This window comes from Streptomyces sp. NPDC098781, from assembly GCF_044759995.1.
Taxonomy (GTDB): domain Bacteria; phylum Actinomycetota; class Actinomycetes; order Streptomycetales; family Streptomycetaceae; genus Streptomyces.
Window position 1 is genome coordinate 110,189 of record NZ_JBIWAK010000010.1, and the last position, 14,995, is coordinate 125,183.

Below are 14,995 nucleotides of genomic sequence, written 5' to 3' on the forward strand. Positions count from 1 at the left end.
CCGACATGATCCAAACGACAGGCCCCAGGCCATGTGTGGAACGTGGACCGTGGCAACAGCCCTCAGACGACGTCGAATTCGTTGCCCTCGGGATCCTGCATGGCGGCGGCGTAGAAGCCCGTCTCCGGCTCGTCCTTGATCATCAGCACGGTGGCACCGGCCTCGACCAGCTGGTCCACCGCGTCCCTGACCCGCTGCGCGCGGACGTCCAGCGGGACGTCACGGCCGCCACCGACCTTCAGGTCGAAGTGCCACCGGTTCTTGGCGGTCTTCGGCTCCGGAACCTGCTGGAACCACACGCGCGGTCCGCGCCCCGCCGGATCGACGATCGACTCCGGGATGTCGCCGGCCCCGGCCGGCAGCTCTTCCGCGGGCACCCCCATCGCCTCCCAGTAGGCGCGCCACGTGGCGTGCCCGTCCGGCGCGGGCTCGGGCACATAGCCCAGGGCCCGGGCCCAGAACGCCACCATTGTCTGCGGATCGGAGCAGTCGATCGTCAGCTGCACTGTCATCTCCATGCCCGGAGCCTGGCAGACAGGTCTGACATCTGATCCGCTCTCACCACAGGCACCGGGCCGGGCTTCCGCCTGCTCGGGGCTCTGAGCAGCGGATCGTGGGCGTTCAGCGTTCGTTTATCTCCGCCTGAGAGTGTCGTTCCCGTCGGACCGTCGCGTCGGGGGGCAGGCGGTCGGACCCGGAGCCCGACCGATTACTGTGCGGCTCCGAACGCCCGTCCGGCAACCCGCGGGGGAGTTTCCGGACGGGCGTTCCTCAGTCATCAACGAAAACAAGAGGACCACGAGCCCATGAGTGACAAGAAGCAGGACCCGACCGTCTCTCCGGACAACAACGCGATGCCGGGCGAGCCCGCCACCGAGGACGAGCAGATCACCACGCTCAACAACGCGATGCCCAGCGGGCCGGCCACCGCCGACGAGAAGATCACCACGCTCAACAACGCCATGCCGTCCGGTCCGGCGGCGCTGGACCTGAACGACAAGTAGCCCCACCCCACGGGGATCGACCGCGGCGGCGCGGAGGGGAGCCGCCGCGGTCGAGGCGCGTCCGGGGGCCGAACGGTGTGTGTCCCTCCGTGAGCCGAGCGCAACGGCCCCCGTCCCCACAGCCTCTGCGCCCCGTTCCCCCTCCCGACACCCGGCCGTCGCACCGGACCACCACGCTCGGGTGCCATGGCATCCGAGCAGAGCACGGCGGCGGGCGCCGGACAGCCGTCGGCGCTCGTCAAGTTCGTTCAGTTCGTCCCGCTGGGTGCGGCGGCCGTCGTGCTGCTCGACTCCGCCACGGACTTCTTCCCCGACGACCCGCTCGCCGGGATCCTGACGCCGACGCGGCTCGCCCTGCTGATCGGGATCCTCTTCCTCGTGGTCCCCGTGCCGGGAAGGCCGCGGGCACGGCTGCGGGACTTCCGGACGCGGCTGGACCTGCCGATCGGGCTGCTGGCCGCCGTGTCGGCCGCGACGACGTATCACGGCGGACACGCCACCGCTCCCCTGCGCGGTCTGCTGACCGTCATCGCCTGCTACTACCTCGTCGTCGGCCTGCGCCGCACCCAGCCCGAGTCATGGCGGGCGATCGGCCTCCTCGCGCTGGCCGGCGTCGCGGCGGCCGCCACCAGCGCCTTCTCCCAGTTCACGAACGACACCCCGACCGGCTTCTGCCGCACCGGACTTCTCACCGACATAGCCTGCGACGCGGGCGGCGACGGCATCCTCATCCGCGCCACCGGGACCTTCTCCAACCCGAACCTGCTGGCCGCGTTCCTGGTGCTGCTCCTGCCGTTCGCACTGCTGGCCGCCATGTGTGTCGACGAGCGCACGGCCCGTACGGCGATCGTCGTGCTGGTGGTGATCGGCTACGGCGCCCTGCTGACCACCTTCTCGCGGGCCGGCTATGTCGCCGCCGCCGCGGGGCTCCTCGTCCTCGGCGTCGCCTACTGGCTGGCACCCCGCATCGCCGACCGCGCGCAACGCCGGCTGTTCGGCGCCCTCGGCACCCTCGCCCTGCTCGGCGCGGCCGGCGCCATCTGGGCGGTGTCCCGGGCCGGGAACTCCCTGGGCGTGCGGGGCCAGGCCTGGGAGGCGGCGCTCTCCCTCGCCCCCGACAACCCGCTGGGCGTCGGACTGGGCCGCTCCGGCGTCGTCATATCCGCCGCCGCGCCCGGCGACCGGACCTTCGTGCACGCCCACAACCTGTGGCTCAACTGGCTGGTGGAGGCCGGCCCGCTCGGGCTGCTCGCCATCACCGCCGTCGCCGTGATCGCCGTGTCCTGCGCGGCCCGCGCCGCCCGCCTGAAGTCGGCGATCGGAACGGTCGGCCTGGCGGCCCTCACCGGGTTCTTCCTGATGAGCATGATGGACCACCCCGCCAACCTGGACCGCATCGACGCCCTGTTCTGGTACGCCCTCGCGGTGGTCATGGCCGAGGCACCGGCGGGCTGGCGCGGCACCGGACAAACCCAGGCCACCGTCGTCCCCACCCAGGTCAAACGCCCACGCCATGGCGGCCCACAGCGCGTCGGTGCACCGATGTGACGAGGGGGACAGGACAGTCAGGCCTGACTCCTCAACCCTTCCCCCGCAACTCCCCCTTGACGACCTTCCCACTCGCGTTCCGCGGCAGCTCCGCCACGAACTCCACCTCCCGCGGCACCTTGTAGTTCGCCATCTCCCGTCGCGCCCAGGCGATCAGGTCGTCCCCGGTCAGCACGGCCCCCGGGCGGCGCACCACGTACGCCTTGCCGGTCTCGCCCAGCCGGGGGTCCGGTACGCCGATCACCGCGACGTCCGCCACATCGGGGTGCAGGCCCAGCAGTTGCTCGATCTCGGCCGGGTACGCGTTGAAGCCGCCGACGATGAACATGTCCTTGATGCGGTCGGTGATCCGCAGGTTCCCGGCGGGGTCCAGCACTCCCACGTCCCCCGTGCGCAGCCAGCCGTCCTCGGTCAGCACCTCCGCCGTCGCCGCCGGGTCCTCGTAGTAGCCCCGCATGACGTTGTAGCCGCGGACCAGGACCTCGCCGGGCTCGCCCGGCGGTGCCTCGACGCGCACGTGAGTGCCCGGTATCGCGCGGCCCGACGTCGAGGCGATGACCGACGGGTCGTCGCCGCGCCGGCACATCGTCACGATGCCGCTGGCCTCCGACAGGCCGTAGGCGGTGAGCACGGTCTCGACGCCCAGCTCGCCCCGCAGCCGCTCCACCAGCCGCAGCGGCACCACCGCGGCGCCCGTCACCACCAGCCGCAGCGCTGAGAGGTCGTAGGTGTTCCGCGCGGGGTGGTCCAGCAGCGACTGGTGCAGCGTCGGCGGGCCCGGCAGGACCGAGACCCGTTCCGCCGCGATGTTCGCCAGCGCCGTGTTCACGTTGAACACCGGCTGGGGGATCATCGTCGCGCCCCGCATGAGACAGGCCAGTACGCCCGCCTTGTAGCCGAAGGTGTGGAAGAACGGGTTCACGATGAGGTAGCGGTCGCCCTGCCGCAGGCCCGCCAGGTCGCTCCACACCTCGTACGCCCGCAGGGTCTGCGCGTGCGTGATCACCGCGCCCTTCGGGCGGCCGGTCGTCCCGGACGTGAAGACGATGTCCGACGGCGACGAACCGGCCACCGCCCCCGCACGCGCCCGCACTTGCGCCGCGCTCACCCCGTCCCCGCCCGCCAGGAAGTCCTTCCAGGTACGGAAGTCCGCCGGGGCGTCGTCCGAGAGCACCACCACCTGCTCCAGCTCGGGCAGGCCCGGCCCCTCCACGACCGCCCGCCGCAGCGACGCCACGTACGAGGTGCCCAGGAAGGTGCCCGTCACGAACAGCAGCCGCGCCCCGCTCCGGCGCAGCACATCGGCCGCCTCCCCGCCCTTGAAGCGGGTGTTGAGCGGCACCAGCACCGCCCCCGCCGACACCGCGCCCAGCGCCGCGACGATCCAGTCCAGCGTGTTCGGGGCCCAGATGGCGACCCGGTCGCCCGGCTCGATCCCGCGCGCCAGACAGGCCGCCGCCGAGCGCTCGACGCGGGTGCCCAGTTCGGCGTACGTGATCCTGGTGCGCCCCTCCACCACGGCCTCGACGTCCGCGTACCGCTCGGCCGCCGACCGGACGAGCTCCGGAACGCTGCCCCACTCCAAGTCACCGCGCACAACAGCCTCCAGACCACTAGCTGACTGTCCGTCAGATTAGCTGTAGCCTGACGCCCTGTCAGCAGCCGCTTCATCATGCGGAGGTGCGCACATGGCCGGACTCAAGGACGCCACCGCCGTCGTCGGCATCGGACAGACCCCCTTCGCCAGGCACCTCCCGGACGACGAGCGAACCCTCGCCTGCCGGGCCGTCCTCGCCGCCCTGGACGACGCCGGGATAGCCCCGAGTGAGGTCGACGCCCTCGCCAGCTACACCATGGAGGAGACCGACGAGGTCGAGCTGGCGAAGGCGGTCGGCTTCGGGGACCTCACCTTCTTCAGCAAAGTCGGGTACGGGGGCGGCGGTTCGTGTGCCACGGTCGCGCATCTCGCCGCCGCCATCGCCACCGGGCAGGCGTCGGTCGGCGTCGCCTGGCGGTCCCGCAAGCGCGGCAGCGGGCCCCGGCCCTGGCGGAACACGAACGTCCAGCTCCCGACCCCCGCGCAGTGGACCCGGCCGTACGGCCTGCTGCGCCCCGTCGACGAGATCGCGATGCTCGCCCGCCGCTACATGCACGAGTACGGCGCGACGCGCGACCACCTCTTCAACGTCGCCCTCGCCTGCCGGAACCGGGCCAACCAGAACCCCGCCGCGATCATGTACGACCGCCCCCTGACCCGCGAGATGTACATGACGTCCCGCTGGATCAGCGAGCCCCTGTGCCTCTTCGACAACTGCCTCGAAACCGACGGTGCGCTGGCCTGCGTGATCGTCAGCCGGGAACGCGCCCGCGACTGCCGCCACACCCCCGTCTACGTCCACTCCGCCGCCCAGGGCCTGCCCGCCCAGCACCACGGCATGGTCAACTACTGGAACGACGACCCGCTCACCGGCCCCGCCTGGACCGCCGCCCGGCATCTGTGGAAGCACGCCGACTTCACTGCCCAGGATGTGGATGTCGCCCAGATCTACGACGCGTTCACGGCCCTGATCCCCCTCTCGCTGGAGGGCTACGGCTTCTGCGGACGCGGCGAGGGAGGGGCCTTCACCGAGGGCGGCGCCCTGGAGATCGGCGGGCGGCTGCCGCTGAACACTGGGGGCGGCGGGCTCAGCGAGGCCTACGTGCACGGCTTCAACCTCATCAACGAGGGCGTCAAGCAGCTCCGCGGCACCAGCACCGCGCAGGTCCCCGGCGCCGCCACCTGCCTCGTCACCGCCGGCGAAGGCGTCCCCACCTCCGCGCTGCTCCTGAGGAGTTGATCGAAGGATGCTCTCCCCCGTCACCGACCCCGACGGCGCCCCCTTCTGGCAGTACGCCGCCCAGGGCGAACTGCGGGTGCAGGCCTGCGCCGACTGCGGCGAGGTGCGCTTCCCGCCCCGCCCCTGCTGCCCGCACTGCCAGTCCTTCGCGAGCGAGTGGCGCCGGGTCGGCGGATCCGGCCGCGTCTGGTCCTACGTCGTCCCCCATCCGCCGCTCCTCCCCGACTACGCGGAGCAGGCGCCGTACAACGTGATCGTGGTCGAACTGACCGACGCGCCCCGCGTCCGCCTGGTCGGCAATCTCGTCACGGGGCCCGACGCGCCGCTCAACTCCGTCCCCCCGGACCGGATCCGCATCGGCGCCAGGGTCCAGGCCGTCTTCAACGGCACCGGGCTGCCCCAGTGGGTCCTGGAGCGCCCATGACCCTCGACCTCGCGGCCGACAAGGACACCGGCGTCGCCGTCGTCACCCTCGACCGCCCCGACCGGCTCAACGCCATCGACCTGACGATGCGGGACGAACTCGTATCGGTCTGGCGGCAGTTGCGGTTCGACGACACCGTACGGGCCGTCGTCCTCACCGGCGCCGGGGAGCGGGCCTTCTGCACGGGGCTCGACCGGGACGCCGTCGTCCCGCAGCCCGACTCCCCGTACATGACGGACGATCCGCTGCTCCGGGTCGGACCGAAGTCCAACGACCTCTGGAAACCCGTCCTCGCCGCCGTGCGGGGCATGGCCTGCGGAGGCGCCTTCTACCTGCTCGGCGAGACGGACTTCGTCATCGCCGACCCGACCGCCGCCTTCTTCGACCCGCACACCACCTACGGCATGGTCAGCGCCTACGAGTCGATGCTCATGGCGCTGCGCATGCCCTACGGGGAGGCCGCGCGGATGGCCCTCATGGGGAGCGCGGAACGGCTGTCGGCGCGACGGGCGTACGAGATCGGACTGGTCTCGGAAGTCACCGAGCCGGGCGGGGCGTTGGCCGCCGCGGTCGACCGCGCGACGGTGATCGCCGACTGCCCGGCGGCCGGCGTGCAGGGGACGGTACGGGCGCTGTGGGCGGCCAGGGAGGCCGCCCTCACCCAGGCGTTCGCCCAGGCACCCCACCTGATCGCGCTGGGCAACCTGCCGAACGCACGCCAGACGGAGCTGTTCCGGGCGCGGCAGCGCGAGTTCAGGACACGGTGACCTAGTAGCCGTCCGCCGTGCGCGTCGGGTCGCTCAGTTCACAGGTTCCGCCGGAGGCACTCTTGCGGGCCACGACGTCCGTGGTCTCGGTGGCGCCGGCGTCGACGGCCGGGATCCTGGAGGTGGCGGTGTCCAGCGTGCCGCCGGCCGCGTCCTTGAAGGTGACGGTGAAGGTGTAGGAGTACACCGTGCTCGCGCTGCTGTTGGTGGCACGGACCCGCGCCACGAGCCCCTTGACCGCGTCGTACGCGCACTCCTCGATCTTCACGTCCCGGGTGATCTCGAAGGACGGCCCGGAGCTCGTCTGCGCACCGCCGCCGGAGGACGACCCCGTGTCGTAGTCGTAGTCGTCGTCATCGTCGTAGTGCGTGCTGCCGCCCGAACTGCTCGACGAGCTGCTGGAGTTCGAGTTGCTGTCGCAGCCGCCGCCGCTGGAGTGCCGCGCGCCCGTCAGGGCGACGACGACTCCGACGAACACAGCCACAGCGCGGACATGGCGAAGCTTCACGGCGTTTCAACCCCCGTTGTCGTGATCGTGAGCACGTCACGCTAGCAGCGGTCGCATGGCGGCAAGCGCTCACCCGGCGTAGCTTCGCGTGTAAGAGCGGTGAAGACCGCTCCCCTGGGACGGCCGCCGTCCGGTTCCCTTCCGTGCGCCGGCACGACGGCCGTCCCACAGTGGCCGTCGCGGCTACGCGGTACGTGCCGTGCCCGTGCCCTTCTCCGCGTCCAGCGCGTACACGCACCGGTCCTTGCTGCACGCGTACACGACCCCGTCCCGCACCACCGGGGAGCCGGTGATCTCCCCGCCGGTGGCGAGTTTCCATCTGAGTCTGCCGTCGTCGGCCTTCAGGGTGTACAGCAGGTGGTCCGTGGAGCCGAAGTGGATCCGGCCCTCCGCGACCGCCGGAGCACCCACGAGGTCGCCGCCCGCCTGGAACCGCCACTTCGGCGTCCCGGTGACCGCGTCCAGCGTGTACAGGCCCTTGCCGCTGCCCACGTGCACATGGCCCCCGGCCACCAGCACCGGCTCGATCGAGGACCGGGACTCGGTGGCGATGCGCCAGCGGTCGCGGCCGTCGGTGGCGTCCAGGGCGTACACCGTGCCGAGGTAGTCGGCCAGGTACACGCCGCCGCCCGTCACGGCCGGTCCCGGCACGAAGGCGGGCGGGCACAGGAACACCGCGGGGGCCTCGAAGTGCCAGCGCAGATGCCCGCTCATCACGTCGAACGCGAGCACCCGCGTCCCGGCGGAGACGTACACATGCCCGTCGGGCGCCTGCGCCACCCGCACCGGCACCCCGCCGCAGGAGGCCGCGTCGCCGATCGGGTACGACCAGCGCTCGTCACCGGTCCGGGCGTCCAGCGCCTTGAGCCGGGCGTCCTGCCAGACGTACACCGTCCCGTCGTACAGCGCCGGGCCGGCCTCCGGGGACTCGAAGTCGGTCTGCGCCCCGGTGATCTCCCACAGCTTCTGCCCGTTCGAGGCCTCCCAGGCCTGGACACCGCCGCCGCGGGTGCCGGTGACGACGGTGCCGCGCTCGGCCTTGAGGGAGTACACCCAGGCGTCCGTCTGGAGCCGCCACAGGTCCGCGCCCTCGCGGCACTCCAGGGCGAACAGGGTCGGGCCGTCGGAGGCGTGGATACGGCCGTCCGCGACCGCCATCGACCAGGCCACGTCCCGCGTCTTGAAGCGGCGACGGCCGGTGGCCACGTCGAGCGCGTGCACCTCGAAGGAGGTGACGTAGACCAGGTCGTCGGCGACCGAGGGGGTGCCCCAGACATCGTTCGACATGCGGAAACGCCAGGGCCGCCAGCCGGCCGCGGGCTCCGGGGGCGCCGCCTGGGGTGCCGGTACGGCGGGGTCCGCGCCGTTGACGCCGGGGCGGGGCTTGGCCCAGGAGGCGACCAGGCCGGCCTCCGGCGGGGGCGCCTGCATGGCGGCGACTCGGGCGTCGGCGACACGGGGGCCGGGGCCGATCGGGACCGCGGCGCCGGCCAGCCGGACGGGGCCGGTGTCGGGGGCGCCGACCGGGACCGGCGCGGGCTGCGGGATCACCGGGTCGCGCGAGGGCGGGGGCGGCACGGGCGCGGGGGCGATACGGCCGCCGCTGCGACCGGAGGACGGCGAGGGCTTGGTCTTCGGGCGGCCGCCTCTGCGGGACTCGATCAGGCTCACCGCCCGCTCGGGCAGCCACGCCGACGCCGTACCGCTGTCGTCGGAGCCGGAGCCGAAGAGGTGGGGTGCCAGCTGGGCCTGGAGGTCGGCCGGGTTGGGGCGGCCCGTGGCCTCCATCTGCATCAGGGACTCGATCAGGGGGCGCAGCTCGTCCGGAAGTCCTTCGAGGTCGGGGCCCTCGCGCAGCAGCATGAAGACCGTCTCGACCGGGTTGGCGCCGTGGAACGGGGGGTGCCCGGTGGCGGCGAACACCAGCATCGAGCCGAGCGAGAAGACATCGCTCGCGCCGGTCACACTCCGGGAGTCCTTCGCCTGCTCCGGCGACATGTAGGCGGGCGTACCGACGGCGACGTTGGTCATCGTCAAACGCGTGTTCGATACACCGGAGGCGATACCGAAGTCGATGACGCGGGGGCCGTCCTCGACCACGAGCACATTGGACGGCTTGAGGTCGCGGTGGACGAGACCGGCGCCGTGGATGGACTGGAGGGCCTCCGCCACACCCGCGGCCAGCCAGCGCACAGCCTGGGCCGGCAGCGGCCCGCACTCGTTCACTATCTCCTCGAGGGAGGGCGCGGGGACGTACGCGGTGGCCAGCCAGGGCACGGCGGCGCGCGGGTCGGCGTCGACGACCGCGGCCGTGTAGAAGCCGGAGACCGCCCGGGCCGCCTCCACCTCACGCGTGAAGCGGACGCGGAACAGCTGGTCCTCGGCGAGCTCCGTACGCACGGTCTTGATCGCCACGCGCCGGCCCGAAGCCGAGCGCGCGAGATAGACCAGCCCCATGCCGCCGGCACCCAGCCGTCCGAGCACCTCGAACGGCCCGATCCTGCGCGGATCGTGCTGCGTCAGCTGATCCACCACTCTGCCTGCCACCTCCCCGTACGGGCCCCGTCACCCAGATATGTACGCGACCCCGTGCAGCGTCTCACCACCGCACCGCCTTGGCGGCACGCACCCCGATTCTTCCTGTCCGAGGGCGTGGTTGCGAACCCGAGGGCGGAACGGGGTGTCTTGGGACAAAACCACACTCCGGCCGGCGCGGGAAGCGTCGGCTCGCATAGTGGGACGCCGGAGATAAGAGTGCGATCAGTGCTTCCCGGGTTCCGTCCGGCGCTCCAGAACCGCGAAGGACGCCCCCTGATCGTCGGTGACCACGGCGACCTTGCCGTACGACGTTTCGAAGGGCGGCACCTGCACCCGCCCGCCGAGCCGGTTCACCGTGCCGAGGATCTCCTCACAGTCCGCCACCCGGAAGTGGACGACGAAATGGGGCGGCATCATCTCCGAGAACACCTCGGAGACGGCCGAGCGGCCGAAGTCGGGCTTGGCGTGCGCCCCGAACAGGGCGTCCTGGAACAGTTCGCCGTAGAAGTCGTTGGCGCCCTCGGTGTCCCGGGCGTACAGCTGCACCCAGGCGAAGGTGCCCGGCTCGTGCCGCCGGCCGAAGCCCTCGTGGCCGCCCGCCTGCCAGAGCGCGAAGACGGCGCCCTCGGGGTCGGTGACCAGCGCGGCGGTGCCCAGGTCCGCGCCGATCCGCACGGGCGGCACGACCACCTGACCGCCCGCCCCGAGGATCCGCCGCCCCAGCGCCCAGGCGTCCGGAGTGGCGAAGTACACCGTCCACACCGAGGGCAGCCGCCCGTCCGGCTTGCGGGCGAGCGCGGCGACGCGATCGCCGTCCAGGCGGGCCCAGACCGTGGAGTCGTAGGCGTCCTCGAAGTCCCATCCGAAGAGCTCACCGTAGAACCGCTTGCCCGCCGCCACGTCGGAGAGCTGTGCGTCCACCCAGCACGGAACGCCCTCCGTGTATCCCGTTCCGTTCCTGGATGCCCTGTTTTCGGCCATGCGGCAAAAGTAACGGCGTCCCGCGCACCCCGCAGACCAGGCACACCAGCCTCGCGATCCCCGTGCACCCCATTTGCAGTCGGCCGAATCGCGCCCCGATCACGCCTCGGTAAGCTGACGGCATGACAGGACAAGTGCGTACCGTCGACGGCCGTGTGGCCGGCCGACGTGGGCAGGCGACCCGGCAGAAGCTGCTCGACTGCCTCAGCGAGATGCTCAGCTCCTCCCCGTACCGGGACGTCAAAGTCATCGATGTCGCCCGGAAGGCGGGCACTTCGCCCGCGACCTTCTATCAGTACTTCCCGGACGTCGAGGGCGCCGTCCTGGAGATCGCCGAGCAAATGGCCGCCGAGGGCGCGGGGTTGACCGAACTCGTCGAGGGCCGCAGCTGGGTCGGCAAGGCCGGCTGGCAGACGTCACAGGAACTCGTCGACGGTTTCCTGGAGTTCTGGCGGAAGAACGACGCGATCCTCAGGGTCGTCGACCTCGGTGCGTCCGAGGGCGACAAGCGGTTCTACAAGATCCGCATGAAGATCCTGAACTCCGTCAACAACTCCCTGGCGGACGCCGTCGCTCAGCTCCAGGCCAAGGGCAAGGTCGACAAGGACGTCAGCCCGGCCGCGATGGCGGGTTCGCTCGTCGCCATGCTCGCGGCGGTGGCCTCGCACCAGCGGGGCTTCCAGACCTGGGGCGTCAAACAGGCCGAACTGAAGCCGAACCTCGCGCTGTTGGTGCACCTGGGTGTGACCGGCAAGAAGCCGACGAAGTAGATCCCCGGTTCAGCACGTCCTGTCTGGCAGGCGGCGGCTCACCCGACGTGGGCCGCCGCCTGCCGTGCTATGCGGGCAGCGGGCGGTCCCGTACGACGTGCTTCATCACCAGCGTCGAGGTGAGCCGCTGCACTCCGGGGAGCGTCGCCAGCCGCTCGTCGTACAGCCGCTGGAAGGCCGCGAGGTCGGCAGTGGCCACCCGCAGCAGGTAGTCCGGCTCGCCGAACAGCCGCTGTGCGTCCAGGACATGGGGAATGTCCGCGATCGCCCGCTCGAAGCCGGCGACGGTGTCCCGGTCCTCCTGTCGCATGGAGACGAAGACCAGCGCCTCGAAGTTCAGCCCGACGGCACCCGGCTCCACCACGGCCCGGTACCCGCTGATCGCTCCGGCCCGCTCCAGTTCCCGCAGCCGGCGGTGGCACGGCGAGACGCTGAGCCGCACCCGCGCGGCCAGCTCGGTCACGGTCAGCCGCCCGTCCTGCTGGAGCTCGGCAAGAATCTTTCTGTCCACGTCGTCCATGAGGCAGATCTTCCCTCACAAGACGCGATCATCGGCAAACTTCGACAACACTTTCGGGCCAATCGCGCCTAATGTCGCCATCATGGACTCCGGGCTGCTCATCTCCTTCCTCGCCATCGACCTGCTGCTCGTCTGCGTGCCGGGCGCCGACTGGGCGTACGCGATCTCCGCCGGCCTGCGTGACCGGTCGCCGGTGACGGCGGTGGCGGGTCTGGTCACCGGGTACGCGCTGCACACGGTCCTCGCGGTGGCCGGGCTCGCGATGCTGGTGGCGAGCGAGCCGGGCCTGCTGACCGCGCTGACCGCCGCCGGTGCCGCGTATCTGGTCTGGCTGGGCTGGAGCGTGCTGCGCCGACCGGGCACCCCGGGCGCGGCCGAGGAGACGGTGGCCGCCGGCCCGGCCCGTACCTTCCTGCGGGGGGCCACGATCAGCGGCCTGAACCCCAAGGGCCTGCTGCTCTATCTGTCGGTGCTGCCGCAGTTCCTGCTGACGAAGGGCGACCACCTTCCGGTCCCCGCCCAGACCGCCGTACTCGGCCTGCTCCACATGGCGTGCTGCGCGGCCGTCTATCTCACGGTGGGCCTCGGAGCCCGCGCCGTGCTCGGCGCCCGCCCGGCCGCGGCCCGGGCGGTCACCCGCACGTCGGGGGCGGCGATGCTGGGGATCGGCGCGTTCCTGCTGGTGCAGCGCCTGGCGACGCTGTAGCGGCGGTCATCCGCCGACCGGGCGGTAACGGACGTTGATCTCCGCCCGGCGGTCCTCGCCGTTGAGCAGCTCCAGCCGGACGGGGGCGCCACCGGGGTTGTCGTACAGCCGGATCCCGTCACCGAGCAGCACCGGCGCGATGTGCAGCTCGATCTCGTCGATCAGGCCGCGCTCCATGAGCTGGCGGCCGATCGTGGGCGAGAAGACCTCCAGGTTCTTGCCGGCGGCGGCCTCCAGGCCGATGCGGACCGCTTCGGCGACGTCGCAGTTCAGGAAGGTCACGCCGGGGACGGGTTGCGCGTCCTCGGGATGGTGGGTGAGGACGAACAGCGGCCCCTGCCATGCGCCGCCGTAGACGGCACCGGGATCGGGGAAGGCGTCCCACCCCTTCCGGCCGCCCAGCACGGCTCCGGTCGTCTCGGCGTACTCCTCGATCAGACCGGGCCGGTTCGTGGCGTCCTCCGGCAGCCAGTCCATCGCGTGCTCCGGGCCCGCGACGAACCCGTCCAGCGACATCGAGAAGTGCCAGAGCACCTTTCCCGCGGCGGTCTGCCGGTCTGTGTCCGCGAGCATGATCGCTCCTCTCCTCAGCGGTCCTCGCAGCCGTAGACCCGGCTCGCCGCCGGAAGTCATCGCCGCCGCACGATCCGGAACAGCCGAATCTCCCGCTCCACCCGCGCCTGGTACGTCGCGTACGGCGGCCAGAACGCCAGCGCCGTCCGCCACACCGCGGCCCGCTCCTCCCCCTCCAGCAGCCGGGCCGTGACCGGGATGTCCTGCCCCTTCCAGCTGACCTCGGCGTCGGGACGGGCGAGGAGGTTGTGGGTCCAGGCGGGGTGGCCCGCGCGGCCGAAGTTGGAGCCGACCAGGATCCAGGAGCGGCCGTCCTCCTCCGGCATACAGGCCAGCGGCGTACGGCGGGGCAGTCCGCTGCGGGCGCCGGTGGAGGTCAGGATCACGCCGGGCAGCATCTGGGCGCTGAGCAGCACCCTGCCGCGGGTGAGCCGGTGCACGGCACGGTCGAGCGCGGGGATGACATGCGGGGCGACCTTGGCGAAGCCCCGGGTCGAGGACACCTTCTGCACCGCTCGGACGACCACCGGAACGCCGATCACACCGCCACCTCCTGGGCGTCGAAGAGCCGGGCGGTGTCGGCGGCGTGGGCCCGGAGCCGGTGGACCGGCCCGAAGAGCAGCTCGTCGCCGGCGGCCCGCTTGAAGTACAGGTGAGCCTCGTGCTCCCAGGTGAAACCGATGCCGCCGTGCAGCTGGATCCCCTCGGCGGACGCGATGCGCAGTGCCTCCAGGGCCTGCGCGAGGGCGAGCCCCCCGACCCGCTCCCCGTGCGGGCCGGCCCAGGCCGCGTAGTACGCCGCCGACCGTGCCGCCTGCACGGCCACGTACACGTCCGCCAGCCGGTGCTTCACCGCCTGGAAGGACCCGATCGGCCGGCCGAACTGCTCCCGCTGCCGGACGTACTCCACCGTCCGCTCCAGCGCCCGGTCGGCGGCCCCCACGGCCTCGCACGCCAGGGCGGCGGCAGCGGTGCCGCCGGCCGAGGCGAGGGCGGCGAGGACATCCCGGCCGTCCTCCGCACCCAGCAACCGTCCCTCCACGTCCCGGAGTTGGATCCGCCCCTGCGACCGGGTCGCGTCCAGCGCGGTCTGCCGTACGCGGACGACCCCGGCGGCGTCCCCCGCCACCAGGAACAACAGCGTCCGCGACCGAGCGAACCCGCCGGTGTGCGCGGCGACCACCAGCAGCCCCGCGCTGTGCCCGTCCAGCACCTGGTCGACCTGCCCGTACAGCCGCCAGTCCCCGCCCGCCCCGCGCGCCTGCACGCCCCCGGCCCGTCCGCCCCCGGCCCACTCGCCGCGGCCCGTGCCGGTGAGGGCGAGTGCGGTGGTGAGCGCGGCCCCGGGGACGGCGAGGGTGGCGGTGAGCGTGCCGGCGGCGAGGCGTGGCAGGACCTCGGCGCGCTGGGCCTCGGTGCCGAGCGCGGCGATCAGCGGCGCCGCGAGGACGGCGGTGGGCAGCAGCGGCGAGGGTGCCAGCACCCGGCCCATCTCCTCGCAGGCGAGGGCGAGTTCGGTCGCCGAGCAACCGACACCGCCGTAGGACTCGGGAAGGGCGAGTCCGGGCAGGCCCAGCTGCTCGGCGAGGGCGGTCCACAGGGCCGGGTCGTGTCCGGTGGGGGTGTCGACGGCCGCGCGCAGCTCGCGCGGGCCGCAGCGGCTGTGCAGCAGCTCGCGGAGGGTACGGCGGATCTCGTCCTGCTCGGGGGTGAGGCTGGCGTCCATGGGCTCTTCCTCCGGCTCTTCCCTCCAGATCCGGCTCTTCCTCCAGATCTGACGGGCCGTCATATTAGGAGGGCCGCAACGAGATGCACAGGG

16 protein-coding genes are annotated in these 14,995 nt (G+C 72.2%); 7 read left to right on the forward strand and 9 right to left on the reverse strand.

Translation table 11 applies throughout. The features are described 5' to 3' along the window. Positions 1 to 62: 62 nt before the first annotated feature. Positions 63 to 518, reverse strand: a complete 456-nt coding sequence (locus ACIQWG_RS34020; RefSeq protein WP_404102684.1) for a VOC family protein — start codon at positions 516 to 518, stop codon at positions 63 to 65. A 288-nt stretch (positions 519 to 806) separates the two neighbouring features. Here ACIQWG_RS34020 and ACIQWG_RS34025 point away from each other — a divergent pair, with 288 nt between their 5' ends. Beyond that, positions 807 to 1,004, forward strand: a complete 198-nt coding sequence (locus ACIQWG_RS34025) for a hypothetical protein (RefSeq protein WP_404102686.1) — start codon at positions 807 to 809, stop codon at positions 1,002 to 1,004. A gap of 186 nt (positions 1,005 to 1,190) precedes the next feature. Continuing rightward, a complete protein-coding gene (locus ACIQWG_RS34030) occupies positions 1,191 to 2,552 on the forward strand; it encodes an O-antigen ligase family protein (protein WP_404102688.1) in 1,362 nt (453 codons plus the stop codon). A gap of 31 nt (positions 2,553 to 2,583) precedes the next feature. Here the strand turns inward: ACIQWG_RS34030 and ACIQWG_RS34035 are convergent, their stop codons facing one another. Beyond that, entirely contained in the window at positions 2,584 to 4,149 is a 1,566-nt protein-coding gene (locus ACIQWG_RS34035; RefSeq protein WP_404102690.1) for a FadD3 family acyl-CoA ligase, read from the reverse strand. Between the two features lie 91 nt (positions 4,150 to 4,240). Between ACIQWG_RS34035 and ACIQWG_RS34040 the strand changes: the two genes are divergently transcribed. The 3 genes from ACIQWG_RS34040 to ACIQWG_RS34050 are packed head-to-tail and all read left to right on the forward strand — an operon-like array spanning position 4,241 to position 6,580. Next, a complete protein-coding gene (locus tag ACIQWG_RS34040) occupies positions 4,241 to 5,389 on the forward strand; it encodes a lipid-transfer protein (protein WP_404102692.1) in 1,149 nt (382 codons plus the stop codon). A gap of 7 nt (positions 5,390 to 5,396) precedes the next feature. Continuing rightward, positions 5,397 to 5,813: a Zn-ribbon domain-containing OB-fold protein gene (locus ACIQWG_RS34045; protein ID WP_404102694.1), complete on the forward strand. Its 417-nt coding sequence runs from the start codon at positions 5,397 to 5,399 to the stop codon at positions 5,811 to 5,813. Then, positions 5,810 to 6,580: an enoyl-CoA hydratase/isomerase family protein gene (locus ACIQWG_RS34050; RefSeq protein ID WP_404102696.1), complete on the forward strand. Its 771-nt coding sequence runs from the start codon at positions 5,810 to 5,812 to the stop codon at positions 6,578 to 6,580. Before ACIQWG_RS34045 ends, ACIQWG_RS34050 begins: the two co-directional genes overlap by 4 nt. A 1-nt stretch (position 6,581) precedes the next feature. On the opposite strand, the gene ACIQWG_RS34055 is transcribed toward ACIQWG_RS34050, so the two are convergent. From ACIQWG_RS34055 to ACIQWG_RS34065, 3 genes are all read right to left on the reverse strand, one after another. After that, entirely contained in the window at positions 6,582 to 7,064 is a 483-nt protein-coding gene (locus tag ACIQWG_RS34055) for a hypothetical protein (protein WP_404102697.1), read from the reverse strand. A gap of 207 nt (positions 7,065 to 7,271) precedes the next feature. After that, positions 7,272 to 9,623, reverse strand: a complete 2,352-nt coding sequence (locus ACIQWG_RS34060) for a PQQ-binding-like beta-propeller repeat protein (protein ID WP_404102699.1) — start codon at positions 9,621 to 9,623, stop codon at positions 7,272 to 7,274. A 225-nt stretch (positions 9,624 to 9,848) separates the two neighbouring features. Further along, entirely contained in the window at positions 9,849 to 10,607 is a 759-nt protein-coding gene (locus ACIQWG_RS34065) for a VOC family protein (protein ID WP_404102701.1), read from the reverse strand. A 122-nt stretch (positions 10,608 to 10,729) separates the two neighbouring features. Here ACIQWG_RS34065 and ACIQWG_RS34070 point away from each other — a divergent pair, with 122 nt between their 5' ends. Beyond that, complete coding sequence (locus tag ACIQWG_RS34070) at positions 10,730 to 11,377, forward strand: TetR family transcriptional regulator (protein ID WP_404102702.1); 648 nt, start codon at positions 10,730 to 10,732, stop codon at positions 11,375 to 11,377. A 67-nt stretch (positions 11,378 to 11,444) separates the two neighbouring features. Here ACIQWG_RS34070 and ACIQWG_RS34075 read toward each other — a convergent pair whose 3' ends face one another. Beyond that, a complete protein-coding gene (locus tag ACIQWG_RS34075) occupies positions 11,445 to 11,897 on the reverse strand; it encodes an Lrp/AsnC family transcriptional regulator (protein ID WP_404102704.1) in 453 nt (150 codons plus the stop codon). An 82-nt stretch (positions 11,898 to 11,979) separates the two neighbouring features. Here ACIQWG_RS34075 and ACIQWG_RS34080 point away from each other — a divergent pair, with 82 nt between their 5' ends. Next, the gene (locus ACIQWG_RS34080; RefSeq protein ID WP_404102706.1) at positions 11,980 to 12,603 is read left to right on the forward strand and encodes a LysE family translocator; all 624 of its coding nucleotides are present in this window, start codon (positions 11,980 to 11,982) and stop codon (positions 12,601 to 12,603) included. 6 nt (positions 12,604 to 12,609) lie between these two features. On the opposite strand, the gene ACIQWG_RS34085 is transcribed toward ACIQWG_RS34080, so the two are convergent. The 3 genes from ACIQWG_RS34085 to ACIQWG_RS34095 are packed head-to-tail and all read right to left on the reverse strand — an operon-like array spanning position 12,610 to position 14,902. After that, positions 12,610 to 13,176 carry a dihydrofolate reductase family protein gene (locus ACIQWG_RS34085; protein ID WP_404102708.1) on the reverse strand — a complete coding sequence of 189 codons (567 nt, stop codon included), beginning with the start codon at positions 13,174 to 13,176 and terminating at the stop codon, positions 12,610 to 12,612. Positions 13,177 to 13,232: 56 nt separating this feature from the next. Further along, positions 13,233 to 13,718, reverse strand: coding sequence for a nitroreductase/quinone reductase family protein (locus ACIQWG_RS34090; RefSeq protein ID WP_404102710.1), 486 nt, complete (start codon positions 13,716 to 13,718; stop codon positions 13,233 to 13,235). Continuing rightward, entirely contained in the window at positions 13,715 to 14,902 is a 1,188-nt protein-coding gene (locus tag ACIQWG_RS34095; RefSeq protein ID WP_404102712.1) for an acyl-CoA dehydrogenase family protein, read from the reverse strand. Before ACIQWG_RS34095 ends, ACIQWG_RS34090 begins: the two co-directional genes overlap by 4 nt. Positions 14,903 to 14,995 lie beyond the last annotated feature (93 nt).

Bases quoted from the DNA above. Each gene is read 5' to 3' on its own strand.
- ACIQWG_RS34020 (WP_404102684.1), bottom strand. From the start codon at position 518: ATGGAGATGACAGTGCAGCTGACGATCGACTGCTCCGATCCGCAGACA.
- ACIQWG_RS34025 (WP_404102686.1), top strand. From the start codon at position 807: ATGAGTGACAAGAAGCAGGACCCGACCGTCTCTCCGGACAACAACGCG.
- ACIQWG_RS34030 (WP_404102688.1), top strand. From the start codon at position 1,191: ATGGCATCCGAGCAGAGCACGGCGGCGGGCGCCGGACAGCCGTCGGCG.
- ACIQWG_RS34040 (WP_404102692.1), top strand. From the start codon at position 4,241: ATGGCCGGACTCAAGGACGCCACCGCCGTCGTCGGCATCGGACAGACC.
- ACIQWG_RS34045 (WP_404102694.1), top strand. From the start codon at position 5,397: ATGCTCTCCCCCGTCACCGACCCCGACGGCGCCCCCTTCTGGCAGTAC.
- ACIQWG_RS34050 (WP_404102696.1), top strand. From the start codon at position 5,810: ATGACCCTCGACCTCGCGGCCGACAAGGACACCGGCGTCGCCGTCGTC.
- ACIQWG_RS34065 (WP_404102701.1), bottom strand. From the start codon at position 10,607: ATGGCCGAAAACAGGGCATCCAGGAACGGAACGGGATACACGGAGGGC.
- ACIQWG_RS34070 (WP_404102702.1), top strand. From the start codon at position 10,730: ATGACAGGACAAGTGCGTACCGTCGACGGCCGTGTGGCCGGCCGACGT.
- ACIQWG_RS34075 (WP_404102704.1), bottom strand. From the start codon at position 11,897: ATGGACGACGTGGACAGAAAGATTCTTGCCGAGCTCCAGCAGGACGGG.
- ACIQWG_RS34080 (WP_404102706.1), top strand. From the start codon at position 11,980: ATGGACTCCGGGCTGCTCATCTCCTTCCTCGCCATCGACCTGCTGCTC.
- ACIQWG_RS34085 (WP_404102708.1), bottom strand. From the start codon at position 13,176: ATGCTCGCGGACACAGACCGGCAGACCGCCGCGGGAAAGGTGCTCTGG.
- ACIQWG_RS34095 (WP_404102712.1), bottom strand. From the start codon at position 14,902: ATGGACGCCAGCCTCACCCCCGAGCAGGACGAGATCCGCCGTACCCTC.